28 protein-coding genes, 1 pseudogene and 1 riboswitch are annotated in these 25,306 nt (G+C 35.2%); of the genes and pseudogenes, 18 read left to right on the top strand and 11 right to left on the bottom strand.

Annotation, left to right across the window (positions count from 1 at the left end; translation table 11 throughout):
- Positions 1–16: 16 nt before the first annotated feature.
- Entirely contained in the window at positions 17–871 is an 855-nt protein-coding gene (locus WAZ07_RS14530; RefSeq protein WP_336473041.1) for a GNAT family N-acetyltransferase, read from the top strand.
- A 64-nt stretch (positions 872–935) separates the two neighbouring features.
- On the opposite strand, the gene WAZ07_RS14525 is transcribed toward WAZ07_RS14530, so the two are convergent.
- Positions 936–1,775, bottom strand: coding sequence for an alpha/beta fold hydrolase (locus tag WAZ07_RS14525; protein WP_336473040.1), 840 nt, complete (start codon positions 1,773–1,775; stop codon positions 936–938).
- 98 nt (positions 1,776–1,873) lie between these two features.
- Between WAZ07_RS14525 and WAZ07_RS14520 the strand changes: the two genes are divergently transcribed.
- The 10 genes from WAZ07_RS14520 (at position 1,874) to tsaA (ending at position 9,849) form a co-directional block, all read left to right on the top strand.
- A complete protein-coding gene (locus tag WAZ07_RS14520; RefSeq protein WP_336473039.1) occupies positions 1,874–2,452 on the top strand; it encodes a GNAT family N-acetyltransferase in 579 nt (192 codons plus the stop codon).
- A 12-nt stretch (positions 2,453–2,464) separates the two neighbouring features.
- Entirely contained in the window at positions 2,465–2,962 is a 498-nt protein-coding gene (locus WAZ07_RS14515; protein WP_336473038.1) for a GNAT family N-acetyltransferase, read from the top strand.
- 525 nt (positions 2,963–3,487) lie between these two features.
- Positions 3,488–4,117, top strand: a complete 630-nt coding sequence (locus WAZ07_RS14510) for a YdcF family protein (RefSeq protein WP_336473037.1) — start codon at positions 3,488–3,490, stop codon at positions 4,115–4,117.
- Between the two features lie 126 nt (positions 4,118–4,243).
- Positions 4,244–5,398, top strand: a complete 1,155-nt coding sequence (locus WAZ07_RS14505) for an acyl-CoA dehydrogenase family protein (protein WP_336473036.1) — start codon at positions 4,244–4,246, stop codon at positions 5,396–5,398.
- Between the two features lie 60 nt (positions 5,399–5,458).
- Positions 5,459–6,136 carry a copper homeostasis protein CutC gene (locus tag WAZ07_RS14500; RefSeq protein ID WP_336473035.1) on the top strand — a complete coding sequence of 226 codons (678 nt, stop codon included), beginning with the start codon at positions 5,459–5,461 and terminating at the stop codon, positions 6,134–6,136.
- Between the two features lie 221 nt (positions 6,137–6,357).
- Complete coding sequence (gene lepB / locus WAZ07_RS14495) at positions 6,358–6,900, top strand: signal peptidase I (RefSeq protein ID WP_336473034.1); 543 nt, start codon at positions 6,358–6,360, stop codon at positions 6,898–6,900.
- Between the two features lie 185 nt (positions 6,901–7,085).
- Positions 7,086–7,826, top strand: a complete 741-nt coding sequence (locus WAZ07_RS14490) for an NAD-dependent protein deacylase (RefSeq protein WP_336473033.1) — start codon at positions 7,086–7,088, stop codon at positions 7,824–7,826.
- Positions 7,827–7,933: 107 nt separating this feature from the next.
- Positions 7,934–8,527, top strand: a complete 594-nt coding sequence (locus WAZ07_RS14485) for a kinase (RefSeq protein ID WP_336473032.1) — start codon at positions 7,934–7,936, stop codon at positions 8,525–8,527.
- Between the two features lie 126 nt (positions 8,528–8,653).
- Positions 8,654–9,193, top strand: a complete 540-nt coding sequence (locus tag WAZ07_RS14480) for a GNAT family N-acetyltransferase (RefSeq protein ID WP_336473031.1) — start codon at positions 8,654–8,656, stop codon at positions 9,191–9,193.
- A gap of 194 nt (positions 9,194–9,387) precedes the next feature.
- Positions 9,388–9,849, top strand: a complete 462-nt coding sequence (tsaA, locus tag WAZ07_RS14475; protein ID WP_336473030.1) for a tRNA (N6-threonylcarbamoyladenosine(37)-N6)-methyltransferase TrmO — start codon at positions 9,388–9,390, stop codon at positions 9,847–9,849.
- Positions 9,850–10,041: 192 nt separating this feature from the next.
- Here the strand turns inward: tsaA and WAZ07_RS26260 are convergent.
- The 3 genes and pseudogenes from WAZ07_RS26260 to WAZ07_RS14465 form a co-directional block, all read right to left on the bottom strand.
- Positions 10,042–10,187 (bottom strand): annotated as a pseudogene (locus WAZ07_RS26260) (amino acid permease); the annotation flags it as partial.
- Between the two features lie 102 nt (positions 10,188–10,289).
- The gene (locus tag WAZ07_RS14470; protein ID WP_336473029.1) at positions 10,290–10,799 is read right to left on the bottom strand and encodes a GNAT family N-acetyltransferase; all 510 of its coding nucleotides are present in this window, start codon (positions 10,797–10,799) and stop codon (positions 10,290–10,292) included.
- A gap of 191 nt (positions 10,800–10,990) precedes the next feature.
- A complete protein-coding gene (locus WAZ07_RS14465; RefSeq protein ID WP_336473028.1) occupies positions 10,991–12,460 on the bottom strand; it encodes an amino acid permease in 1,470 nt (489 codons plus the stop codon).
- 106 nt (positions 12,461–12,566) lie between these two features.
- Positions 12,567–12,760: riboswitch (Lysine riboswitch) on the bottom strand.
- A 161-nt stretch (positions 12,761–12,921) separates the two neighbouring features.
- On the opposite strand from WAZ07_RS14465, the gene WAZ07_RS14460 reads away from it, so the two are divergent.
- Positions 12,922–13,125, top strand: a complete 204-nt coding sequence (locus WAZ07_RS14460; RefSeq protein WP_336473027.1) for a hypothetical protein — start codon at positions 12,922–12,924, stop codon at positions 13,123–13,125.
- Positions 13,126–13,219: 94 nt separating this feature from the next.
- On the top strand, positions 13,220–14,023 hold the full coding sequence (locus tag WAZ07_RS14455; RefSeq protein ID WP_336473026.1) for a VOC family protein: 804 nt from the start codon (positions 13,220–13,222) through the stop codon (positions 14,021–14,023).
- Positions 14,024–14,374: 351 nt separating this feature from the next.
- On the opposite strand, the gene pdxR is transcribed toward WAZ07_RS14455, so the two are convergent.
- Positions 14,375–15,820, bottom strand: coding sequence for a MocR-like pyridoxine biosynthesis transcription factor PdxR (gene pdxR / locus WAZ07_RS14450; RefSeq protein ID WP_336473025.1), 1,446 nt, complete (start codon positions 15,818–15,820; stop codon positions 14,375–14,377).
- 128 nt (positions 15,821–15,948) lie between these two features.
- On the opposite strand from pdxR, the gene WAZ07_RS14445 reads away from it, so the two are divergent.
- Positions 15,949–16,860, top strand: coding sequence for a DMT family transporter (locus tag WAZ07_RS14445; RefSeq protein ID WP_336473024.1), 912 nt, complete (start codon positions 15,949–15,951; stop codon positions 16,858–16,860).
- Between the two features lie 263 nt (positions 16,861–17,123).
- Positions 17,124–17,414 carry an MDR/zinc-dependent alcohol dehydrogenase-like family protein gene (locus tag WAZ07_RS14440; protein WP_336473023.1) on the top strand — a complete coding sequence of 97 codons (291 nt, stop codon included), beginning with the start codon at positions 17,124–17,126 and terminating at the stop codon, positions 17,412–17,414.
- Between the two features lie 45 nt (positions 17,415–17,459).
- Here the strand turns inward: WAZ07_RS14440 and WAZ07_RS14435 are convergent, their stop codons facing one another.
- Complete coding sequence (locus WAZ07_RS14435; protein ID WP_336473022.1) at positions 17,460–17,912, bottom strand: NUDIX hydrolase; 453 nt, start codon at positions 17,910–17,912, stop codon at positions 17,460–17,462.
- Positions 17,913–18,034: 122 nt separating this feature from the next.
- Between WAZ07_RS14435 and WAZ07_RS14430 the strand changes: the two genes are divergently transcribed.
- The 3 genes from WAZ07_RS14430 to WAZ07_RS14420 all read left to right on the top strand — a co-directional run bounded on the left by WAZ07_RS14430 (position 18,035) and on the right by WAZ07_RS14420 (position 19,790).
- Complete coding sequence (locus WAZ07_RS14430; RefSeq protein WP_336473021.1) at positions 18,035–18,529, top strand: GNAT family N-acetyltransferase; 495 nt, start codon at positions 18,035–18,037, stop codon at positions 18,527–18,529.
- Between the two features lie 74 nt (positions 18,530–18,603).
- Positions 18,604–19,245: an FMN-dependent NADH-azoreductase gene (locus WAZ07_RS14425; protein WP_336473020.1), complete on the top strand. Its 642-nt coding sequence runs from the start codon at positions 18,604–18,606 to the stop codon at positions 19,243–19,245.
- An 80-nt stretch (positions 19,246–19,325) separates the two neighbouring features.
- Positions 19,326–19,790: an NUDIX hydrolase gene (locus WAZ07_RS14420; protein ID WP_336473019.1), complete on the top strand. Its 465-nt coding sequence runs from the start codon at positions 19,326–19,328 to the stop codon at positions 19,788–19,790.
- A 99-nt stretch (positions 19,791–19,889) separates the two neighbouring features.
- On the opposite strand, the gene WAZ07_RS14415 is transcribed toward WAZ07_RS14420, so the two are convergent.
- From WAZ07_RS14415 to WAZ07_RS14395, 5 genes are all read right to left on the bottom strand, one after another.
- The gene (locus WAZ07_RS14415; RefSeq protein ID WP_336473018.1) at positions 19,890–21,092 is read right to left on the bottom strand and encodes an MFS transporter; all 1,203 of its coding nucleotides are present in this window, start codon (positions 21,090–21,092) and stop codon (positions 19,890–19,892) included.
- A gap of 110 nt (positions 21,093–21,202) precedes the next feature.
- Positions 21,203–21,751 carry a MarR family winged helix-turn-helix transcriptional regulator gene (locus WAZ07_RS14410; RefSeq protein ID WP_336473017.1) on the bottom strand — a complete coding sequence of 183 codons (549 nt, stop codon included), beginning with the start codon at positions 21,749–21,751 and terminating at the stop codon, positions 21,203–21,205.
- A gap of 315 nt (positions 21,752–22,066) precedes the next feature.
- Positions 22,067–23,170 (bottom strand): DUF4018 domain-containing protein, encoded by a 1,104-nt coding sequence (locus WAZ07_RS14405; protein WP_336473016.1) that lies wholly within the window; start codon positions 23,168–23,170, stop codon positions 22,067–22,069.
- Positions 23,145–24,308, bottom strand: coding sequence for a DUF58 domain-containing protein (locus WAZ07_RS14400; protein ID WP_336473015.1), 1,164 nt, complete (start codon positions 24,306–24,308; stop codon positions 23,145–23,147). The genes WAZ07_RS14405 and WAZ07_RS14400 overlap by 26 nt, the downstream gene beginning before the upstream one ends.
- Positions 24,305–25,234: an AAA family ATPase gene (locus WAZ07_RS14395; protein WP_336473014.1), complete on the bottom strand. Its 930-nt coding sequence runs from the start codon at positions 25,232–25,234 to the stop codon at positions 24,305–24,307. Before WAZ07_RS14395 ends, WAZ07_RS14400 begins: the two co-directional genes overlap by 4 nt.
- Positions 25,235–25,306: the final 72 nt, after the last annotated feature.

Raw genomic sequence — 25,306 nt, 5'->3', positions numbered from 1 at the left:
CATAGGTTGTAAAGGAATGACTTCGAATTTGTCGAATAAATGTTATGAGGTGAAAGAAATGGAATTGTTAACAGAAATAGATGAAAGTTGTAAAGAAGAAATACGATGTTGTTTATATAGGGAAGAGATGTTTCAAACATTAGCGATTCAAGGTTTGGAAAATGAACAACTTGGAGAATGGTATGTGGAGAAGGATGACAATGAAATAACTAGCATTTTGTATATAAAAGATGAAGGGAATACATATTTTACTACGTTTTGGATAAAAGACAAAACCAAACTTTTAGTTATCGCAAAACAGATCGAGTGTTTGAAAAGAAACTCTATACTTCTTGCTGGGAAGAGTGAATATGTAGAAAGTATTTTTAAGTATTTAGGGATAAAGGAGGAGATTAGTAGGGATATTCATTATGTATATAGTCAGAAATGTACGAAAGATACAGATGTTCCAATAGTTAGAAAAGCTATTCATAATGAATATGATATATCGTTCATTCATAAATTTTTCATTCACTTTTTTCAGCCGAGTAATGAAGAACAGTTGCAGCGTTTGATCAATAAAGAAAAAATAAGCAATGATATTGAGAAAGGGATTTTTTTTGTTATGCATGACAATGTGCCAATCGGAATGGGGAGATATGGAAGTTATACAAAGAATTACATTGAATTCACAACATTTTATGTTGAAGAAAAATTTCGTGGGCAAAAATGTGGAAAAATATTATTGTCTCATATGATTTCGGATTGCTTGAATTGTGGTAAAATCCCTATTTTACAAACATCTTCTAATAATATATCAGCTAGAAGTTTGTACGAAAAACTTGGTTTCAAGGAAGTAACAGACTATAGTTTTACATTTATCCCGCATTAACGGACAATAAGATTCCCACCTCAAGATATAGACAAAAGCAAAAAAGAGAGGTGGGGATAGTGAATTAAGAACAAGGCCAATTTTTTCTTATTTCCTCTACTACAACCTCTGGATTATCCCAATGTAACAAATGAGTAGTGTTAGGAATTTGTTTTACTGTTCCGCTTGTTTTCTGCTCAAAAATGTTTGCTGTCTTATCTCGATATTCATCCATGCTGCTCGGTAATGTAGCTCTGAGTAAAATAATATTGGATGGCAGGTTTTCATAAATATCTGCTGTTTCGTGTTTATGCATAGCTTTCACAATATTTCCAGCTGCTATGCCTCTTGCGTGCCAACACACTTTATTATTCTTTTCTAGGCCAAGATCCTTTACTGCCATTTCTATGAGTGGAGACCACCTTGTATATGCCTCTTTTTCACTTTTGAAGAAACCTTTCCAATCATCAAATACATATTCCTCAAAATCTTTTTCATGGTAAGCGATCTCTTCTTCCATAGTTTGTTCCTTAAGTCTTTTCGTTTGATAGCCACCATCAATAAGAATGGAACCCTTTACTCTTTCTGGATATTCCGCTAAATAAAATAATGATAAAAAACTTCCCCAAGAATGTGATAAGAAATAAAATTGACCAATCTCAAGATGATCCAATAAGTCGTTTAGCCACGTTGCCAAACGAGGCATTTCGTATTCTTCAGCTTGTTCAAATGGAGAAGTTTTACCGTGTCCAGGCGCATCAATTGCAATAAACCTATACTCCTCTTTAAGTTGCTCGGCAATTTCGATAAAGCTAAGACTCGTACTGCCTAATCCGTGTAAACAAAAGATTACAGGGTTATTTTCATTGCCCCATTCTGTAATATGTATATCTGTTTTTTCATTGTTGATAAAATAGTGTTTCAAAATATATTCCCCCTAAGTCGCTTCAGTTCGATACTTTTGAAAATTTATACAATTAATACTATTATATAATAGAGATGGAAAGAAAAGGGGACTGTTTTATGGAATTTATATATAATCGAGCAAAATTGCAATTATTATCTATAAATGATGTAGGACCATTGTATGCCATTATTGAAAAACACCCAGATATTTGGACATATTTAATAGCGAAAATGGATTGCTTAGAAGATATGGAAATATTAGTTGAAGAGTCAATAGAAAAGTATAAAAGGGGAGTTGACATTCCATTTACTGTAATTGATCAAACGACAAATGAGGTTGTAGGAACGACGCGGCTATACAACATATCAAATGATTGCAAAACAACCGAGCTTGGACATACTTGGTACAGTCCAAGCGTTCAACGTACAAGTGTAAATACAGAGTGCAAATATATGACGCTTCGCTATGCATTTGAAGAGCTAGGAATGTTGCGTGTACAAATTAAAACAGATGCTCGCAATGAAAGGTCTCAGCGAGCAATCGAAAGGCTAGGGGCAGTAAAAGAGGGAGTAATGCGAAATGAACGGCTACTTCCAAATGGATATGTGAGGGATGCAGTTGTTTATAGTATTATCTCATCAGATTGGTCAAGTGTAAAAGAACGATTAGAAAATAAATTAATGTGTTATAGGTAGAGGGGGATAAAGTTGCCGTATATAGAAACAGAGCGTTTAAAAATGATTTCTTTCACATTAGAATTAGTAGAGGCTACTATAAAAGGAAATGAGGAGCTTTCGAAAATAATTCCTTATAAAATTTCTAAGCAATGGCCTATGCCTGATTATGCGGAAATTTTACCGTGGAAAGCAGAGCAACTACAAGAAAAACCGGAAAGTAGTAGGTGGAGTGGTCTTATTATTCATAAAGAGGATCATACAATTATTGGTGATATGGGCTGTAAAGGTGGTCCAGATGTAAATGGGATTGTTGAAATAGGCTACAGTATTGTTCCGGATTATCAAGGAAAAGGATATGCTACAGAGATGGTAAAAGGTCTTGTGCAGTGGTTATTAAATCAACAAAATGTAACGACGATTAAAGCGGAATGTTTAACAAGTAATACTGCTTCTGCGAGGGTATTAGAAAAATCCGGTTTTTGTTGTGTGTTACAGGAAGAGCATATGAAATATTGGATTTTAAAATAATAGTTTAAGAGAAATGTTCCCTAGCATGTTAGGGGGCATTTTTTCTTACAAAACGATTACGGATTTTATATACTTTTGTTTCATGATTCCATTCTGCAGAAAAATTCGCTACAATATAGAGGTTAAGAATTTGAGAGAAATATAAATTGTTATTGTAAATAGACTACTTATATATATAAGTTAAAAGAACGGCATAAAAACCTCTTTCCTTTTAGGAGAGACGAGAGCAGCTGGCCGTACATAGAAGCGGTCAGGGCCTTTTCCTGCCACATGCAAGGTTTAAAACAAAAGAAGAAAGCGAGTAGCGGTCATGTTATGTTTTGCATAGCAGCGACTTAGATGGCGAAAAAATGAATATATATCAGTGTGAGATATAAAAATCTCTTTTTTATTTCAACCTCTTTTATAGAACTGCTATTAAGAAAACTACCTTCTTTCAAATGAATTCAAATAACGAATTAACCAATTATTCAATTAAATGAATTTTTGTATAAAGTATGTATGAAATACGGGGGCTATCAGTTTATGAAGAAAAAAAGAAGTATTAAAATAAGGATGGTGCAGGCACTCTTATTCATACTTGGTTCCATTATTGTATTTGTGAGCTATGCGGCGTATGATATTTGGCATTATCGTTCTAAGACAGATCAAGTTGATACAGATGCGGCAATTGTGTTAGGGGCCGCTTCTTGGAATGGGAAACCGTCACCGGTACTTCGCGAGAGAATTAATCATGCCATTTCTCTCTATCAAAATGGAAGTGTTAAAAAAATTATTTTTACAGGTGGTACGAAATTTGAAGCAGAATTAGAAGAGGCGCGTACGTCAAAAATATATGCATTAAAGCATGGTGTGAGAGATGAAGACATTTTAATTGAAACGGAATCGCGTTTTACAGAAGAAAATTTGAAAAATGCTCTGCAGATTGGAAAAGAACATGGCTTACAAACGTATACAATTGTAAGCGATCCGCTTCATATGAAACGAGCGATGCGAATCGCTAAGCATCTCGGTATGAATGCATATTCTTCACCAACACCAACGTCTGCTTACCGTAGTCTAGACACAGAGTTACCGTTCTTTTTTAAAGAATTATGTTCTTATATTGGTTATGTTGCATCCTTACCTGTCCGGCTTGTGAAGGGGGATGGATAAGTGAGATTTCCTAATGTATTAGGAAATCTTTTTTTGTTTAAAGCATTGTTTTTCTGTCGGAATAGTGCAACAATTGAGGTGTGGATTAATATGTTTAAGAAAAAGAATGTGTAAAGGGCTGATGAAATGGATTTTGTAAGAACGAAAGAGCAACAAGAGCGACTTAGTGAATTACAACCATATATCACTCTATTTTCAAAGAGAGAACAGCAGTTAGATAAATTGTATTCATTTCCTTTTGAAAATATAGAAGATTTAAAAGAAATTGAGTATACATCATGGACAGTTCCAAAGGACGAAGGCGGTTTAGGAATGTCCTTATATGATTTTTTACTATTTCAAGAATATATTGCACAGGGCGATGGTGCAACGGCACTATGTATGGGATGGCACCTTGGAATTATATATGAGCTTTCTGAAAATCGTTTATGGGATAAGGAAATGTTTTCTTGGCTTTGTGAGAAGGTGAAGGACGGAGCGCTTGTAAACCGAGCAGCAACAGAACGAAATACAGGAAGTCCGACAAGAGGAGGAAAGCCAGAGACAACAGCAGTAAAAAAAGGAGATATGTGGATTATTTCAGGCAGAAAAACATTTACAACGATGGCACCGGTATTAGATTATTTTCTTGTTTCCGCATCTATAGAAGGAACGGAAGAAATAGGTGAATTTCTTGTTCCGCGTACTACAGAAGGTGTCTCCATTGAAGAAACGTGGGATAGTGTAGCTATGCGTGGTACAGCAAGTCATGATTTGATTTTAGAACAAGTAGCAGTTCCATATAAATATTTTGTTGAGAAAATTTCTCCGCGTAGTATAGAAAAGAGAAGAGGATGGCTTCTGCATATTCCGGCTTGTTATCTTGGAATTGCCCTAGCTGCACGCCAGTATGCTCTACAGTTTGCAGCAACGTATCAACCAAATAGCTTGAAAGCACCAATAGCGATGCTACCAAATGTGCAAAGATTAATAGGAGAAATAGAATTAGAAATCATGCAAGCTCGTTCTTTTTTATATAGCGTTGCAAAGCGATATGAAGAAGAACAAATACAGAGTTTGCAAGCAGAGATGGCCGCGGTGAAGTATGTTGTGACAAATGCAGCGATTTCTATTGTTGATAAGGCGATGCGCATCGTCGGAGCAAGGAGCTTATCTGAAAAAAATCCATTACACCGTTATTACTTACATGTACGCGCTGGACTTCATAATCCTCCAATGGATGATGTGACAATTTCGCTATTAGCACGGCATGCTTTGCAAGATTTTGATGTTAAAAAATAGGTACAATTCTTTCTTTTCGTATATAATTAAAATAGAAAATGTACGAAAAGGAGTTAATAAATGCTAGAAGTCATCGCTACATGTTTAGAAGATGCCAAACGGATTGAACGTGGCGGTGGGAAACGGATAGAATTGATTACAGCATTTACAGAAGGTGGTCTTACGCCAAGCTATGCGTTAATAAAAAATGTGATAACTGCTGTTTCTATTCCAGTGCATGTAATGATTCGTCCGCATGCCAAGTCTTTCATATATTCTAATGAAGAAATAGGATTAATGAGAGAAGATATTCGAGTGGCAAAAGAGCTTGGTGCAACTGGTGTTGTATTAGGTGTTTTAAATGAAGAGAATGAAATTGATGAAGAAAAGTTAGCAAAATTATTAGAAGTAGTAGAGGGAATGAATGTGACGTTTCATCGTGCAATTGATGAAATGGAAGATTTAGTGAAAGACGTTAAAATATTGCGGAAGTTTAAAGAGGTCACGCATATTTTAACATCTGGCGGACAAGGAAAAATAGAAGATAACATTTCGGTCTTACGCCATATGCACGAGGCAAGTGAAGGGCAAATAGAAATGATCGTTGGTAGTGGTGTGACGAAAGAGAATGTACAACAATTACTGCATAAGACAGGGATTACACAAGTTCACGTTGGTACAGCGGTGAGAGAAGAAAAATCGTGCTTTGGTGAAGTTGTTGTTCAAACTGTACGAGAAATCGCAAAAATGACTATATAAGTCCATTTTAATGTTTAGACATATAAGTTGCTACTATGCAGGATACATCATGACCTGCACTTGCTTGCTCTCTTTGTTTGAAAACCTCGTATGTGGCAGGAAAAGGCCCTGACCGCTTCTATGCACGGCCAGTTGCTCTCGTTCTCCTGTAAAAAAAGAAAGGGGTTTATGTCGTTTTTTAAACTTATATACATTTAGTTATTAAAGGAGATAGTGAATATATGAAAAAAAGTGAGATTATGTCATGGGTTAAAAGTATTGCTTTAGCTTTAATTATTGCATTTGTTTGTCGGGCATTTTTATTTACACCATCGCTTGTCCAAGGTGAATCGATGATGCCAACTTTAGAGAATAATGAGAGGATGGTTGTAAATAAGATAGGATTTAGCCTACAAGGGTTAGATCGTTTTGAGATTATTGTTTTTCACGGAAATGAAGGGCATGACTTAGTAAAACGAGTAATTGGGTTACCAGGAGATACAATAGAGTACAAACATGATATTTTATATGTAAATGGTAAAGCAATGGATGAGTCGTATTTAGATGAATTTAAAAAGCAATTATCTGGAGAGATGTTAACTCCTGATTTTACGTTAGAAGAACTAACTGGCGAGAAAACTGTTCCGAAAGGTTCTGTATTTGTACTAGGGGATAATCGTCAAGTATCTAAGGATAGCCGACGATTTGGTTTTGTTTCTGAAAAGCAAATTGTAGGAAAAGGTTCGGCAGTATTTTGGCCATTGCAGCATGCTAGAGCGTTATAATAATTTTTGAAAGAAGGAATCAAAACTCATTTGCTGTTTTGATTCCTTCTTTTATTTTCATTAGAACAAACGAATGTGCAATCGATATTTATATAGTAGTCAGGATAAGTTATTAAGGAAAAATTTCCAAGTTATTGCGTATGCCTGTTATAATGAAAAAAGAATGATACATAGAGGTGAATATTGTGCAGCATTATGGAGAAGTGCGTTCTATTATTAACAATGCTAAGAAGATTACAGTGTTAACCGGAGCAGGTGCAAGTACAGAGAGTGGAATTCCAGACTTTCGATCAGCAAATGGTTTGTATGCAGATGCAAACGTAGAAATGTATTTATCAAGAGGATACTATAATCGAAATCCGAAAGAATTTTGGAAACATTATAAGGCAATTTTTCAAATTGATACATTCCATCAATATAAACCAAATAAAGGACATACGTTTCTTGCGCAGTTAGAGCAGACGGGAAAAGATATTGTAGTGTTAACACAAAATATTGATGGACTTCATCAATTGAGCGGGAGTACACATGTCATTGACTTACATGGTACGCTTCAATCTGCTCATTGTCCGAAGTGCCGTGCAAAATATAACTTACAATATATGATTGAACATGAAGTACCGCGCTGTGAAAAGTGTAATTTCATTTTGAATCCTGATGTTGTGTTATACGGAGATACATTGCCGCAATTTCAAATGGCAGTTGAAAGGTTGTATGAAACGGATGTATTACTTGTGATGGGAACGTCATTGAAAGTACAGCCTGTGGCATCCTTTCCGCAAATAGCAAAACGAGAAATAGGAGCAACAACAATACTTGTTAATAATGAACAAACAGGACAAGAGCAATATTTTGATTATGCGTTTCATGAAACAATTGGTGAATTTGTAAATGGAATTTTAGTAGGTAAAGATAGGGAAGAGTAATTGTACGGAAACCAAAATTGTTAAGGCATATAGCTTATATGTTTGAATCTCGTTAAAATTTCATTGTAGCTACTAAAAAAGAGATTTGTTTCAAAGGGGAGAGTAATATGGGGGAGAATGAAAAAATATTACTGGAAATAATTGAGAATAACGGCGTGGGCAGTCGGTTTATTTTAGGGATAGATGGTTTAAGCCGTTCTGGCAAAACAACACTCGTGAAAAAACTTAGTCATAAAATGAAAGAAAAGAAGACCTCGTTTCATGTCTTTCACATAGATGATTATATTGTAGAGCGTGAAAAACGTTACAATACGGGGAATGAGGAATGGTATGAGTATTACAACTTACAATGGGATACGGATTGGTTAAGTCGCAATTTTTTCGGTAAACTAAAATCCGCTAACCATCTTATTCTTCCTGTTTATGATGATGAATCTAATACACATAGTCAGCAGGAAGTTCAACTTTCTAATCCTTCTGTTCTTATAGTAGAAGGTGTTTTTCTGCAGCGGAAAGAGTGGAGAAGCTTCTATGATTATGTTGTATATCTAGATTGTCCGAGAAGTAAGAGATTTCTTCGTGAAAGTGAAGATACACAAAAGAACATTACAAAGTTTGAGAATAGATATTGGAAAGCTGAAGAATTTTATGTAAACACAGAAGCTCCTGACAAAAATGCAGATTTGGTTCTAAAAGGATAGGATAAAATAAACAACGCATGACCATTTCATTTCTCCATGCGTTGTTTGTGCTGTGTTTTAAAAAATTTATAATATATATATATATGTCATTTTTAATGATAAACCATAAATAAAAGGGGGATATATATGAGCACAGTTCAAAACAATATTTTTACTAATTATAATATGATACATATTCGTGCTTTCGATCGTAAGAAAGATGATATTGAAGAGTTAACCAAAGTAATAAATAAGTCATATAAAAAACTGTTGGATGTAGGTTTTAATTATTTGGCTGCTTATCAGGACTCTAGTGTTACTCTTAAAAGAATTGATAAGGCATTATGTTTTATTGCCATTTGGGATAATAAAATTATCGGTACAATTTCCTATTACTCACCAGAGAATAATAAAGGGTGCAATTGGTATAACAAAAGCAATGTAGCAGGAATAGGTCAGTTTGGAGTCCATCCTTCTTATCAATCAATGGGAGTTGGAAGAAAATTGCTTGAATTAGCTGAAGAAACGGCAACAAAAGAAGGGGTAGAGGAACTCGCATTAGATACGGCTGAGGGAGCTAGTCATCTGATTAAATACTACGGTGATAAAGGATATCGTTTTATTGAATATGTCAATTGGGAAATTACAAATTACAGAAGCATTGTTTTAAGTAAAAAATTAAAATAACTTATGACAACAAATTATATAAGGAAGACGTTCTATCGGTGAGATGATGTCAATTATTGTTGGAAAGGATTTTTTAGTAAGCATTTTTTTAGTAGATTATTAGCAAAACTTATTAAGTTAATTTAAAAAAACAAAATTTTTTTATAGTTAAATCTCTTATATAATTAAAAAAAGAAGTTTTGGGAGGGATTTATATGGAAATTATAATGAATCCAGTTGCATACGTTCATAATTCTCGTAAAGAAATGAAAGATGATAATTGGGGGAGTGTTGTGTCAGAAGTCGAACTAACTGATGAATTAAATGAATCTGCATTACAAGGAATAGAAGATTTTTCACACTTAGAAATAATTTTTTACTTTGACAAAGTATCTGATGATAAAATTCAGTATGAAGCAAGGCATCCGAGGAATAATCTTAACTTTCCGAAAGTCGGAATTTTTTCGCAGAGAGGAAAAAATAGACCGAATAAATTAGGTGTAACTACAGTTGAATTAATAGAGCATACTGGAAAGAAATTAGTGGTGAAAGGATTAGATGCAATTGATGGAACACCTATCATTGATATTAAACCTGTAATGAAGGAGTTTCTTCCAAAGAATGAAATTAGACAAGCAAATTGGTCTATCAATTTAATGAAAAATTATTGGAAATGATTTGATAGATAGAAGGTCTATCGATACGTTTGTTTTTTATTATTTACAACATTTATAGCTATTGGGCAGTACTTCAAACAAAACAAAAGCCTCCAACATATTAGTCATATATAATATGATGGAGGCTTTATTTTTTAAGTATTTTTCATATTTATGTCTTGATAATATGAATTGACAGGTTTTTTGTTGTGAAAGCTCACATTTATCTAATGAGATGACCTTTGTTTTCTTTGTAAATTTATATCCTAACCACAGCGCAAAGAAGAGAGGTAGCCGATATAGGAAATGCGTACACCGCGCCAATCGATAGATTTTCTCATAAACGCACCGTAGTATTGTTTTTGCTCCATCAGTTACACGAATGTTCATGAAACCCCAACCTTTGTTTATAGTTCTTATTCTATTATTGTAAAAACATGAGAAATAGGGAAGTAAAGGGATTACAGCTTGGAAAGTAATGATGGTACTGTAAATGTTTGTGTTAAGCATAAATCATCTCCATCCATTTTCTCAGCTGCTTGATACTGAATCCCATTCTTTTGGTAAAATTTCTCCCAGAAATGAATCGCTGTTTTATTGCTTTTTAATTGCATTACATAATAAGTTCCTTTGTTTTGTTTTAACAGTTCTAAGATTGCTTGATCTGCGATATTTTTTCCGCGGTATGCTTTTAATAAGAAAAGGTCGTTAATGCAGAAGTCTGTTTCTGGTGCCGTGAATGGTGTTTTTGCGAATAGGAGAAATCCGACATATTTTCTTTCATATGTAATAAAGTAAGGAGAAAGCTCATCTCGATTACAAATCAGTTCAAAAGCATCAAATTCAAAAAATCCATTTTCATTTGGATGAAGGGTAGGTGAGAATTCGGATAAATCATGTAAGTATAGGGCATAAAAATTCTTTAATATTTCTAGTTGTTCTGTGGAGACAATTTCTAATGCGATATTCATTTTAATCTCATCCTTTTTTAGAAAAATTTATATATAGTACACTATTCGACATAAAGTAACTATAACCTTTGAACAAGGATTCGTTCAGATAAAAAAAGGTTAGCCAACACCATTGTGTTGGCTAACCTTTATCACTTATTAACAGGCAGTAAGAGCCGATAATCAGCAGGGGATGAAGAATCTCCACCGGATTAAAGTTCTACTTTATCAAGAGGAATTACTTTTGTTTTCTTTGTAAATTTATATCCTAACCACAGCGCAAGGAAGAGAGGGAGGCCGATATAGGAAACAAGTACACCGTTCCAATCGATAGACTCGCCCATAAACGCTCCGTAATTTTGTCCTAAAATGACAATGACACAAAGTGCAAATGCGAAAATTGGACCAAATGGGTACCATTTTGCTTTATACGGTAAATCATTTAAATCTTTTCCTTGTGCAATATATGCTTTTCGGAAACGATAATGACTAATAGCGATTCCGACCCATGCAATAAATCCAGACATTCCAGATGCATTTAATAACCAAATATATACTACACCGTCGCCAAATAAGGAAGCTAGGAAAGCGACACAGCCAACTACTGAAGTTGCGATTAACGCGTTAACAGGTACGCCGCGACTATTTAATTTCCCTAAAAATTTCGGTGCTTTTCCTTGTCTTGCTAAATCCCAAAGCATACGAGTTGATGCGTACATTCCTGAATTACCGGCAGATAAAACTGCAGTTAAAATAACAGCGTTCATAACAGAAGCAGCAAATGCAACCCCTGCTTTTTCAAATATAAGTGTAAATGGACTTACTGTTACGTCACTTGCTGCAAGACTATCAGTTGTATAAGGGATCAATAGACCGATAACAAGAATTGCAAAGATGTAAAATAATAGAATACGCCAAAAGATTGAGCGAATTGCTTTTGGAATACTACGCTCTGGATCGGCAGTTTCACCAGCAGCTACACCTAATAATTCAGTTCCTTGAAATGAAAAACCAGCAGCCATAAAAACGCCGATGATTGCCATAATACCACCGTTAAATGGTGCGTCTGCAACAGTAAAGTTTTTAAATCCAACAGGCTCGCCACCCATAATACCAAAAATCATCATAAATCCAACAATTAAAAAGATAATAACGGTAACTACTTTAATAAGTGCGAACCAATATTCAGCTTCACCAAATCCTTTAACAGATAAGTAATTTAAAAGAAACATAATGACTAAGCAAATGCCACTCCAAAGAAGGGAAGGCGTATTTGGGAACCAAAACTTCATAATTAATGTTACGGCTGCAAGTTCAGCAGCAATCGTAATTGCCCAGTTATACCAGTAATTCCAACCTAATGCGAATCCAAGCGATGGATCAACAAATTTTGTCGCATATGTGCTAAAAGATCCAGCAACAGGCATGTACGCTGCTAATTCAGCTAAGCTTGTCATTAAAAAATAAACCATAATTCCAATTGCAGCGTATGCTACAAGAGCTCCACCAGGGCCAGCTGTATGAATGACACCACCGCTAGCAAGAAATAGTCCGGTACCGATTGTACCACCGAGAGAAATCATTGTAAGGTGACGAGATTTTAATCCGCGTCGAAGTTCGTTAGTTGTTTGTGCAGATTGATTTGTAGCTGTAGAGGTAACGTTAGTAGTTGCGCCGTTCATGTTCAACACTCCTTTTCTTGTAAGATAGGAAGGAGCGGGGGGAATAAAAAAACCGCCAAAGGACTTTAGCGGAGCATTTCAAAAATAGCCACCCCATCATACCTTCCGTTAAGATAGCGCCCCACGTTTACACGGTAATTTTGTAAACGTGACAGTTCTGTTCCTATTCGAAAACAGCCCCAGCATATACTTCCAGAGAAGAAGTATAAACTTCGGCAGCTTTTCCTTTTATCCAGGGTTATTGACGTTCTCTGCGTCTCGTCTAGATTACTAATAAAAGCCGCGACCTCTACCTCATCGGATTGATGAGGATTTTTCTATTACTATGATTTTTAATATATGGCAATTGTAATGATTTTCTGAAAATATTGCAAGGATTTTTTTATAGAAAAAAATGGCTATTTAAGAAAAGTGCTTTCAAAATTCATCCCGATCCTAAAAAGTATGTAATAGGTAACCTATTGAAAAAAGGTTATACAATGGTTTCGCATTGTGTTTCAAAAAATCCTTTAAAATTAATAGAAAATTCAGAAAAATATTTTTCGACAAAGCTATTTGAGATGAAATTCTTATTTCCAGGAAGAATCGCATTAAAATTAAAGGCTCCTCTTTCTAGTGGAAAAGATCCTTTAGTCTTTCAATTAGCTTTATTTTTTTCGTTATAATAAACATGAATTAACATATTTTCAGAAGATTTAAATTGCAAGAAATAATTGAAAGATAATACACTAAAAGAATAAAAGTAAGGGTGGTGAGGAGATGTTACAGTTTGATCATCTTGTTCATGTAGTTAGGTGTTCTCCAGCTGAGGTGATAAATCAAATGAAACGACATGGATTTCATGTAGTTCAAGGAGGAGAGCATACGAATTGGGGGACACATAATAGTTTATGTTATTTTGATTTAGCATACATTGAGTTTTTAGCAGTGCAAAATCAAGAGGTTGCAATTGAAGCAGAGAATCCCCTTATTCAACAAGCTATTCATAAGTTACAAATAGAGGAAGGAATGCTTCAAATTGCACTGCGTACAGAACAGATGGAAGAGCTTACTGAGAGACTGGTGGCAAAGGGATTTCATATAAAAGGTCCATTGGAAGGGAAACGTATGAGGGATGATGGAACTCTATTAAGCTGGAAAATGCTATTTATTGAACAAGAGGGAGACGGCCCCAGGTTCCCATTTTTCATTGAGTGGAGTGAATCGGATGAAAAAAGAAGGGATGATTTACAGAAAAAAGGAGTAATCTCGCCCCATAATAATCACATAATTGGAATGAAAACAGTGTTCTATGCTGTTACTAATGTAAATGAAACAAGCAAACGATGGAAAGATTTACTGCATATAGAAATGAGTCCGCCCAAAATAAATAAGGAATGGAATGCGATATCGCAAGGTTTTTCTCTTGGGAAAATAACGATTCAATTTTGCGAACCGATTGGAAATGGTATCGTTCAAAATCAATTAAAGAATTACGGTGAATTCCCATTTGCTGTAGAGTTTCAAGGAAAGGAAGAAAATATGAATGTATGTCATATACGGAATGGTATGTACATATTTTAGGAGGAATTAAACTGAATGAAAATTGCCAGAAGTACAGAAACCTACTGTACTTCTGAGTAATTTGGAAAAGGACAAAAGGTAGATTATCTTATATATAAATACAATTTTATATTTCGATATATAAATAATAGGTATTCAGAATACAACATGACCGCTACTTGCTTGCTCTCTTTGTTTTAAAATCTCGCATGTGGCAGGAAAAGGCCCTGACCGCTTCTATGCACGGCTAGATGCTCTCGTCTCCCCTAAAAAGAAATGGGTTTTTATGTCGTTTTTTTAACTTGTATATATACAAATAACTTACATGCGTTTAGTGGCTAGTAGTTGGTTAGAGAGATGTCAGAAATAATTTTATGTATGAGACAACTTAATCGCCTGTTGCAGACGAGAGATTCCTTCAGTAATGTGGTTTATATCTACTTTTCCATAAGATAGACGAATGTAACCATCTTTTGCGCCAAAAATACTGCCGGGCATAAAGGCAACTTGTTGTTTTAAACTTTGCATTATGAACTGTTTTTCATTGATAGGTTGTTGTAATTTTCCCCATATATAAATTCCTCCTGTTGGCAAGGAAAATGAGAGTTCTTTCTGGAGTGAATGTTGCAGTGCATCTGCTAACATATTTCTTTTTTGTACTAATTCAGACCGTAACTGTTGTAAATGTGCTTCAAATGGAACTGTTTCAAAAAATTGCTGCATAAGCCATTGCGGAAAAATGCTTAAGCCTAATTCCATTTGATGCCGTGCATCTGATAAGCGTTCAACAACGGACTGCGGAGCAACGAGCCAGCCAATTCGTAATCCTGGTGCTATCATTTTGGATAGAGAATGGACATAAATGACCGTTCCATTTGTATCAATTGATTTTAAGGTTGAACATGCTTGTTCTTTTTTTTCTAATGTTAATAAGCTAGACGGATCATCTTCAACAATTGGAATACGTAAATCGGCACATAAAGATAAAAGAGTTTCTCTTCTCTTCGGATGAAGGAGCGTTCCGGTCGGGTTTTGATAATTTGGATTTAAGAAAATCATTTTAATCCGATGCTTTCTGTGTAGCTCATGTACATCATCTGGATGAATCCCATGTTCATCAACTGGTAATGGGAAAATTCGAATGCCTGCGGATTGAAAAAGAGGCAAGGAATAACAATGTGATGGACTTTCAAATGCTACAGCATCGCCTGGATTTAATAAACATTGCACAATAAGATGCAGTGCTTGCTGGGCGCCGGAAGTAATCATGATGGATTGTTCAGTTGCATCAATTTGTAAGTGCTCCTTCATATATGTAGCTACAGCTTGCCGTAAAGGAAGATAGCCTTGAGGATGATCATAACTTAACGATTGTGTTAACGGTTGTTCGCGTAAAATCGCTTGTAATTGCTGGTGCGGGAACAAATCGCATCCAAGCTCCCCATTTGCAAAATCAATGATATTGTCATTTTGCTGCACTTGCTCACGAATGTAGCGAAGGAGTGGTAAATTAGGTAAAAATGTCCCGCCCTCTACAAACCCCCTCCAATTTGGTGTGAATTTCGGAGATACGCCCCACATATGTGTGCTTACACGCGTTCCTTTTCCTGTTGTACTTTCAACAATTCCCATTGCACGTAGTTCATTATAGGCTGTTGTAATTGTACTTCGATTCACATGAAGTTGCTTTGCTAGCTTGCGTTCTGACGGAAGAAAACTGCCAGGTGGAAGCTCTCCGTACACAATACGTCTTTCAATATAATCAACAACTTGTTGATAGATTGGGATTTTACTATCAGTATCTAATGTCCATTTCATTTGTAACGTCTCTCCTTGTTACTTCATTATCATCATTATAGCAAATTGGCTGGGTAAAAAAACAGCCAATTGGATGGTGTTACATTGGGCCAATTTTACTATGCTAAATGAGGGAAGGAGAGGTTTTGATGAAACAAAGGCAAATGGAAGTGCTCCTGATGTTAGTTGCTTTAGTATGGGGAGCAAACTATACGATAGGAAAATATGGAGTGGCGTATATGTCATCCATTCAATTTAATAGTATGCGCTTTTTAGTGGCGTCTCCAGTTTTGTTGCTTATTACCTTTATTGTGGAACGCTCATTACGTATAGAGAAGAAAGACTGGCTTAGACTGTTAGTGGTAGGTATTGTTGGGACGACTTTATATCAAACACTGTTTATGCTTTCCGTAAAATACACATCTGCGACGAATGCATCATTATTAATTGCAATGTCGCCAATTTTTACGGGGATTTTAGCGGTATTACATAAACAAGAACGCTTTTCTCTAAAAATACAAATCGGATCTATACTATCTTTTAGCGGTGCAGCACTTGTGTTATTAACAGGGCATACGAATCAATCTGCATATGAATATGCATGGATTGGAAATCTTATTGGATTAGCCGCGTCGATTGCATGGGGCTGGTATCCGATTCTGGCTCAGCCGCTTATAACGAAATATTCTGCAATGCGCGTAACTGCTTGGTCGACTTTGTTAGGAATTGTGCCACTTGTATTATACTGCTTTATAAATGTCGAATCGTTAACATGGCCAACTGACATGTTAAGCTGGGGATCATTAGGTTACTCTATTGTTTTTGCCACAATTTTTGGACTTGCAATGTGGTACGTTGGAATTAGTAAAATTGGTTCAACGAAAGTAATGGTTTATATGTATCTCGTTCCGTTATTTGCTGTTATATTTGCGGCCGTAACGATTGGCGAACAGGTAAACATTATGCAGTTGTTCGGTGGATTTGTTATTTTCGCTGGGTTATATATTGTGAAAAAAGGAACAGTGAAGAAGCCAGTATTGAATTTAAAGAAGGTAAGTTAGTATGGAAATGACTACACCGAGAGAGGTGTGGTCATTTTTTGTGTGTTCAGATTGTGTAAATAATGTTATGAAAAACAGTTTTAATTTTTTGAATTGAAGAAAATAAGCAAAAAGTAATACAATGGAATGGGTGGAATATAATTCTATTTTCTGTTGAGTTTCAGAGAGAATACGAGTTGTATCATATACGAAATGGTATGCACTTATTTAAAAAGGAACTATGTTAATTGAAGACAGTTATAGTTATTAAAGGATGGGGAAAGATGGAACAACATTCGCTTGTTTTATGCGGAAAAAGGCATCTTGAATGGAAAAAAGAAGAATTTTATTTAACATCAGAGTTCTATGAAAAGGAACTACGTATAGTTGGTTCTAGTGATGGATTAGATTATAAAAGACATGCAAACTGGTTCTTACAGTATGTGAAGCATACTCGATTTATAAGTCAGCTATTTGAACATGAAATAACACATCGAGAATTAATTCATTGTTTTCAAGAATTGAGTGAAGAAAAAATAAAACCAATAAAAGTATTGGTTAAATATGGTGATTAAAGATTAATTTTACTTTTTGTGGAATAAAAGAGTCGAAAAAGGTAATTATTTTTGTTTGTGTACTAACATTGCTTGCCTCACAGCCCATTGTTGATGATCGTGAACAAGCAACTGCTGTGCTTCAGAAGAAGATACCCAATGTAAAATGTAGCTATCTTCTGTAGGAACATGATAATCTCGTATTTTGCTACATATGTAAAAGTGACCATCATTTAAATAATGTATATCTTCTTTTTCAGCATAAAAGTAACGCTCGGCATTTCCAATATACTGCTGCACCTCAATTTCCCAGCCTAATTCTTCTAATAGTTCGCGATGTAAGCAGCTTTCTTTTGTTTCACCATTTTCTATTCCACTGCCAGGTAAAAAGTATCTTACTCCATTTTGGATAACGGCTATTTTACTAGTATCTTCTTTAAAAATAATTGCATAAGAGCTTGGGCGTGAGATGTATTCTATATACTGCTTTTTCTCGCCAAAAGAAGGCTTTTTGTACATATTTTTCACCTAATTTCATTTATTTTAATTTAATTATCTCATATGAATCTGGAAGTTAAAAAGGAATATGTATTTTAATATCTAATAATATAAACATTGATGGAAAAAGAGAGGTATGACATATGCACGTTAGGAAAATTAGACCTGAGGATTATACTACAATTCATTCTGTTATGAATGACTGGTGGGGCGGGAGACCGATGGCAGATATGCTGCCAAAGCTCTTTTTTGTTCATTTTCAAGAAACAAGTTTTATTATTGAAAAGGATGGTGAAATTGCGGGATTTTTATGTGGCTTTTTCTCGCAAACTTTTGAGGATGAGGCATATGTTCATTTCATTGGTGTGAATCCGCAATTTAGAAGACAAGGGATTGCATCGGCATTGTATTCTTCCTTTTTTGATGCAGTTCGTTCCAATGGCTGTCACGTTGTTAAAGCAATAACATCTCCAGCTAACAAAAAGTCTATTCAATTTCATCGTGAGATTGGATTTGAAATTGAAAGAGGGGATGATGAAGTGGATGGAGTATCTGTACATACAAACTATGACGGAAAAGGTGGAAGTCGCGTGTTATTTGTAAAGTATATAAATGATGTAAATAGCAAAACGATATAAAATTTTTAATAAAAATCAATATAAAAGGCAATATAAGGAGGGTTGAATTTATATTTCGAAAGGAAAGATCGCAATTGAACAAAGTTTTATACATTACTGCAAATCCAAAAACACCAGATCAATCATATGGACTATCAGTTGGACAAGCTTTTTTAGAAGTATATCGTAACGAGGCTCCAAATGATGAAATTATTGAACTTGACTTATATACAACTAATATTCCGTACATTGATGCGGATGTATTTAGTGGATGGGGAAAGCTACAACAAGGGACAGCGTTTGAAAATCTTTCTGCTGAAGAACAAAGTAAGGTCGCTGCAATTAATAAATTAACAGATCAATTTGTAGAAGCGGATAAATATGTATTTGTAACACCGATGTGGAATTTTAGTTTTCCACCGCTTATGAAAGCGTATATTGATACAATTTGTATTGCAGGAAAAACATTCAAGTATACAGCAGAGGGTCCTGTTGGTTTGTTATCTGGTAAAAAGACCGTTCATATTCAAGCACGCGGTGGTATATACTCAGAAGGACCAGCAAAAGAAATGGAATTTGGAGATCGTTATCTTCGGGCCATTATGAGCTTTGTTGGAATTACAGATGTGCAATCTATTTTTGTAGAAGGTATGAATCAAATGCCGAATGAAGCAGAGAGTATTAAAGAAAAAGCAATTGCACAAGCGAGAGAAGTTGCGAAAAATTTTGCGGAATAATTAGGAAAAAACCCACAAATTTCTTATAATGGAATTTGTGGGTTTTTTATTGATCAGATAGATATGAGGAGGAAATCGGGATGGATATTGTTTTTACAGAGGATGGGAAACGTTTTAATTATCGCGTAGTGGCAGTATGTATAGAGAATGGACAGGTTCTTCTTCATCGCGGGAAGGGAGATAATTTTTGGTGTTTACCTGGCGGACGAGTTCAAATGCTGGAAAGTAGTGAGTCTGCTTTGAAAAGAGAGCTTCAAGAAGAATTAGAAGCGAATGCAAATGTAAAACGATTAATCTGGATTGTGGAGAAGTTTTTTACATATGATAATCATAAGTTTCATGAAATTGGTTTTTACTATGAAACTCATTTAGAAGATTGCGTTATTCCGAAAACGGGTTCTTTTATAAGAGAAGATGGTGGTCGAGAGTTTGAATTTCAGTGGGTATCAATAGAAGAATTACATCTGTTTAATACACAACCGGCCTTTTTAAAAACAAAGCTCAAACATTTACCTGAGTGTGTGGAACATATTGTGACAGCGTAAAGAAATAGGGAAATGTATGATAAAAAAGAGGATATAAAGGTATCCTCTTTTTTATGTGATGGAATGAATCATTACATATTAAAAGTAGCGGAAATCTCTTTATTTCACTTCAACTATTGGTGAATTTTCATGCTTAACGAGACAAGCTGCAAGTAAGCCTAGACCGAGTATGGCTGCAAATAGAATAAACGTCGTAGTGAAACTGAAAGCTTTCATAAATGTAAAAGAGATAATTGGACCAAAACTTGTTCCAGCAAATAAAATGACTGTGTACATTGATATTGCAATACTACGAGCTTTACCTCCTAATTGACCAACAAGAGAAACTAAAGAAGGTACGGAGAGTGCAATGCCACTTACAAAGACTATACTCATTACTGTTAAAAAGAATATGTTTGTAAGAAAGCCCATCGAAGCTAGGGCGAAAATGGAGAGAAGTAGCGCCCACCGAAGTACAAACAGAACGCTAAAACGTTTTGCTAATTTACCTGCTAGTGGAGACAATATCATTCCTAGGACCCCGAATGAACGAATATAAAGAAGTTCGTGATTGTTCATTTTGAAAGGTAGATTAGTTAAATATTGTCCTAAGGTGGTGTACATACTAACGAAAGACATGAGTAGAACAAACGCTATTACGTAACTAAATATTAGATTTTTATTAGTAAAGACAATGCCGAGTTGCTTCATTGGCTCCCAAATATTTTTCTTTTGATTATGACTTATACTTGTTGGTAGTAACCAGAACACTATTGATGCAGTAAGAATATAAACTGCAGAAAGGGAGTAAAAAACAAATTGCCAATGAAATTGTTGGCTTACGTAAGCACTAAACACTTGACCGACGATTCCGGCAACGAGGAATCCTGTACTAATAAAACCAACAGCACCAACCTTTCTTTCGTTAGGGAATACTTCTAGTGTGTACGCTAACGCTACTGGTGAAAATGTTGCAGCAGCTAAACCTTGTAGACCTCTTAATATAACAATATATGAGAAAGAATGAACCATTCCAAGCAGTAATGAAATGACACTTAAAGAAATTAGTCCAATGCATATAACGTTTTTGCGGCCATATTTTTCAGAAATCGCACCGTAAATAAAACATCCACTAGCAAAACCTATTGAAAATATACTAGAAGTTGTAGCTGCTTGCGATAGAGAAACATGAAAATTATCACTAAACATGGTAATGAGTGGGATACTTACATATAAACTGGACATAACAACCATTCCAGTCCAACATAATATGAGTGTCATAAGATTATAGTTGTGCTGTTTTTCAAAATCGATCGCGATCATAAAATCACCTTCACCTTTATTTTAATTATATTAACTTATAGTTAGATAACCTAATTAAATAGTTGAAAAAGAGCTACTATCGCTTTGGATAGGTAGCTGTTAATTGTTATTTATCGCCCAACTCCAAGTCGTACTTGCATATTTTCATTTAATTTCTTGATGATTTTCTCAAATACTTGGCGCTCAGTAGGATCTAATTCATCAAAAATAGAGGCACAAACGGACCAATATGTTGGCAATACTTTTTCAACAAACGTACGGCCTTCTTCGGTAATACTGACATAGATTTTTCTACGATCAAACGAGCTGGGTTTTCGTGTAACAAGGTTTCTTTTTTCCAACCAATCAATCATAGAAGTTGCAGATGCCCGCCTAATTCCTAAACGTTCAGCTATTGCTGAAGGAGTTATCACTTTGTTATCATGCAGAGTTATTAAGATTAGCAAATCAAGTTTGCTTTCTGTAATCCCGAATTGAGCTAACTCTTGATCCATTACATCTAAGATATTATCGCTTAACCATAACATGATTAAGCCCATAGAGGCATCATTACGGTTTGTACTTGATGATGCAGAGTGATTAATAAGGTCTAAATAAGGGTGAATACCCAATCTTGGTAAGGTATCATCTGAATATGTTCCTTTTCCGTTCTTACGCATTTTCTTTATGTCTACTCCTTTAATTAGATTACCTAACTATAATTCATTCTAACTACAAGAAAGGAATTACGCAAGAGGAATTGTAGGGAAATTCATTCTTTTTTTAGTGGCTGTTATTTTAGAAGGAGAAAGATAATAAATTAGAGCATGTTTTGATTAAATCTTAATTTCTAAATTTAGACAGCAATAAACAAAAAAATAATGATGGTAGTTTTCACTTAATAAAATAAAGGAGAGCACATGTTGTAAATGACTAATGCATACTCTCCTTTATTTTTTACATTGCTTTCATGGAGGTCTTGAAAGCTTTTTATATTATTTTTTCTTATTAGCTACCTTTTTGTAGTTATATAATGTATGCGCTTCTGTTTTGAATTGCTGAAGAAGGGTGTTATCTTCTTTCTCTCCATACCTGGCAGTACTATATGCTTCTATAATAATGTTGGACTGAATATATATGTCTTCTTCAGTGCCAAGTCTTTCCATCCACTGTTCCACTGTTTCACCACGTTGCCGATTTAAGGGCGGTTTTAATTTTTTTTCAAGTTTAAAAATTTCTTTGCGAATTGCATTGTTTGGTGGTCGTAACTTTCGGTTTCGCTTTTGTATATTTCCTTGTTCTGGACCAACAACGATAGGGTCATAGGAAGACATACGCCCAAATTTGATTTCATGACGCCTCTTATATAGTTTCCGAATCACATATATGGCAGCAACTACTATGATAAGGATGGTAATAGATTGTAAAATGAATGGATCATATTCTTTTTCTGGAACCGGTGGAGGCGGCGAATTACCCTGACCTAAATTAAGATTCAAAGAATCATCTTTCTGCTTCCGTTCAGCCGATAGAAATAGTGGGTTTAAAATATATCCTAATCCTAAAGCAATCCATTGCAGAGCATAAGCGATACCAGTTCGTACGTAAGAGAGTATGGGGATGAATAAAAAACCCAAAATCCCGATAGCTGTAATTGAGAACAAACGCAACATTTGTTGGTTTCGATTAAAACTTGTAATCCATAATGTTAGAAGTGTATACAAAATAAGTAATCCTATTTCCCATATGGATGGAAATTGCATATGGAGGAGAAAGGAACAAAAAGACCATAGAAATGCTCCTAATAATTTATGGAAGGGTGAAACATCATCTTTTGCGTACATAAGAAAAAAGAAAAACGGCAATAATACGGAACTTATAGAAGAAAATAACGCCAACCAATAGCAAACAATGACTTGTAGAATAAATAGTGCTGTAAGCCAACTATTTTTCTTTTTACTAATTTTCATAATAGGCAGCAAGCAAATATGACTGACTAGAAGAAACAAAACTATGTGTACAACTTCTCCTTTTTCAGTTAATAAGGAAAGGAGGAGAAGAAGAATAAAATTATTAACGTACCGTAGCCATGTATTCAAGTTGTTCCACCACTCCTTCATCGTGAACAATATATGTTGGCTGCATTGTATGAGGGATATGGTGCTTAGGGACGCCAAGGAAAAATAGTGTAGACGACCTCGCTCTTTTTCGCAGCATATAATGCAGAAAACCATCTCGCGGCAGTAATGTACTATCTTCTGAAATACGTGCAAGTTCTTCCAATACTTTTGCATAATGCGTGGGACCATCATTCAACGTCAAGTGCAGCGGTCCATCTGCTACTAAAATACTAATAAATAATTCAAAGGGAATTTTCTTTTCTGTTGCAATTTGACAAATATATGTTGCATAAGAAATCAAGTCTTCCATATTTTCTCTCCATCCAAGTCCTCGATCTGAGGCAAGGCAGATACAAATTGTCCAGCTGTAATTTTTTACTGCTTCATATTGCTTAGCTTGCAAACTTTGCATTTTTGCTGATGCCTTCCAATGGATGGCACGAAATGATTCCCTTTCATACTGTTTTACTCCGACAATGGACGTTTCATCATGAAAAAAAGAAAAATTTGTTCTGTAAGAGCCTAGTACTAGTTGCTGTATTTCTTGTAGCCCTGCAACTTGCTTCGGGGTAGGATAGACAATAATTTCTGTTTTTAATTTATGCATAATTGGTAAATGAACTTGAATGATGTTAAAGGGATCACCAATGATGCATTCAAACTGTTCAATTTGGAAAACGCCTCGTCTTGTCGCTGTGAACGTTAAATCCCATATGTTCTGTGAGCGAGCGCGTTGTGAAAATGGGAAAGAAAAGAGCGTTTTTGATATTTGATCTAGACTGTTGCTTGGTTGCATAACGAGCGATGGATTTATATGAAAAAAACATTTTCCATTCACTAGCGGTAATTTTGCTTCATTTTGTAACATAACGGATAGTTGTCCGTTTTCTTCAGGAAATAGCCTTGTTGTTTGTTTCTTATTGATAATTTGAAAGTGATTCTCTATGTAAGTCACATATCGATAAATAAAAAAAGAAAATATATAGTAAAACAGAAATGGATATATGATAAGTGATTGCGGTAAGTAAAATGTGAACAACAGGGCAATTGGAATCGTTAATTGAACGATATGTTTTTGAAATACTAATGGGACGGAGACGAGACGTTGACCATTCATGTTTGCTCAATCTCCACCGGCACATCAACTTCTTTCAAAATTGCTTCTATCATCTCTTGTTTTGTCGTACGAAGAGCGCCTTCCATAGATAAAATAATACGATGCTTCCAAATGTAAGGAAGTAGAAATTGTACGTCTTCTGGTGTACAAAATTCGCGATTACGTAAAAAGGCAAGAGCTTGAATTGCCCTCACTAAAGCGAGTGTTCCGCGCGGACTAATTCCATTTGCAATAAAATCATGATTACGAGTTGCGTTAGCGAGTTTGATGATGTAGTCTTCCAAAGGTTCCGATACATGAACATCTTTTACTTTATTTTGTAATTGGATTATATCTTCTAGTGAGATGACCGGATGAAGAGCGTCTAACGGTTTATTCTTTCGAAAACGTCGCATCATTTGTAGCTCTTCTTCTGGAGAAGGGTAACCAATCGAAACGGTCATTAAAAAGCGATCAAGCTGAGCATCTGGAAGAGGGAATGTTCCTTGTGATTCAATTGGATTTTGCGTTGCGATTACGAAAAATGGTTTCGGAAGAAGTGTGGATTGCTTTTCAAGTGTTACTTGTCTTTCTTCCATCGCTTCTAATAAACTCGATTGTGTACGTGGCATCGCACGGTTAATTTCATCTGCTAATAATAAATTTGTCATAACAGGACCAAGACGCAGCTCAAATTCACTTGTTTTCGGATTAAAGTATTCAATACCCGTTACATCACTCGGTAATACATCAGGTGTGAACTGTACACGCGAAAATTGCCCGCCAATACTTTTCGCAATTGTTTTTGCCAGCAATGTTTTTCCTGTTCCAGGTACATCCTCTAATAAGACGTGTCCATCTGCTAATAAAGAAACTAAGAGGAGATCAATCACATTTTCTTTTCCGACAAAAACAGAAGAGATATTTTCTTTTAATTTATGTATCATTTGTTTCTTCCTTTCCGGTACAATCTTTTTGAATATTTTAACAAAATTTTCTAAAAAATAAAACTATTTTTC

This window comes from Bacillus bruguierae (assembly GCF_037104725.1).
GTDB lineage: Bacteria > Bacillota > Bacilli > Bacillales > Bacillaceae_G > Bacillus_A > Bacillus_A bruguierae.
This window is presented reverse-complemented; position numbering and strand designations above follow the sequence as displayed.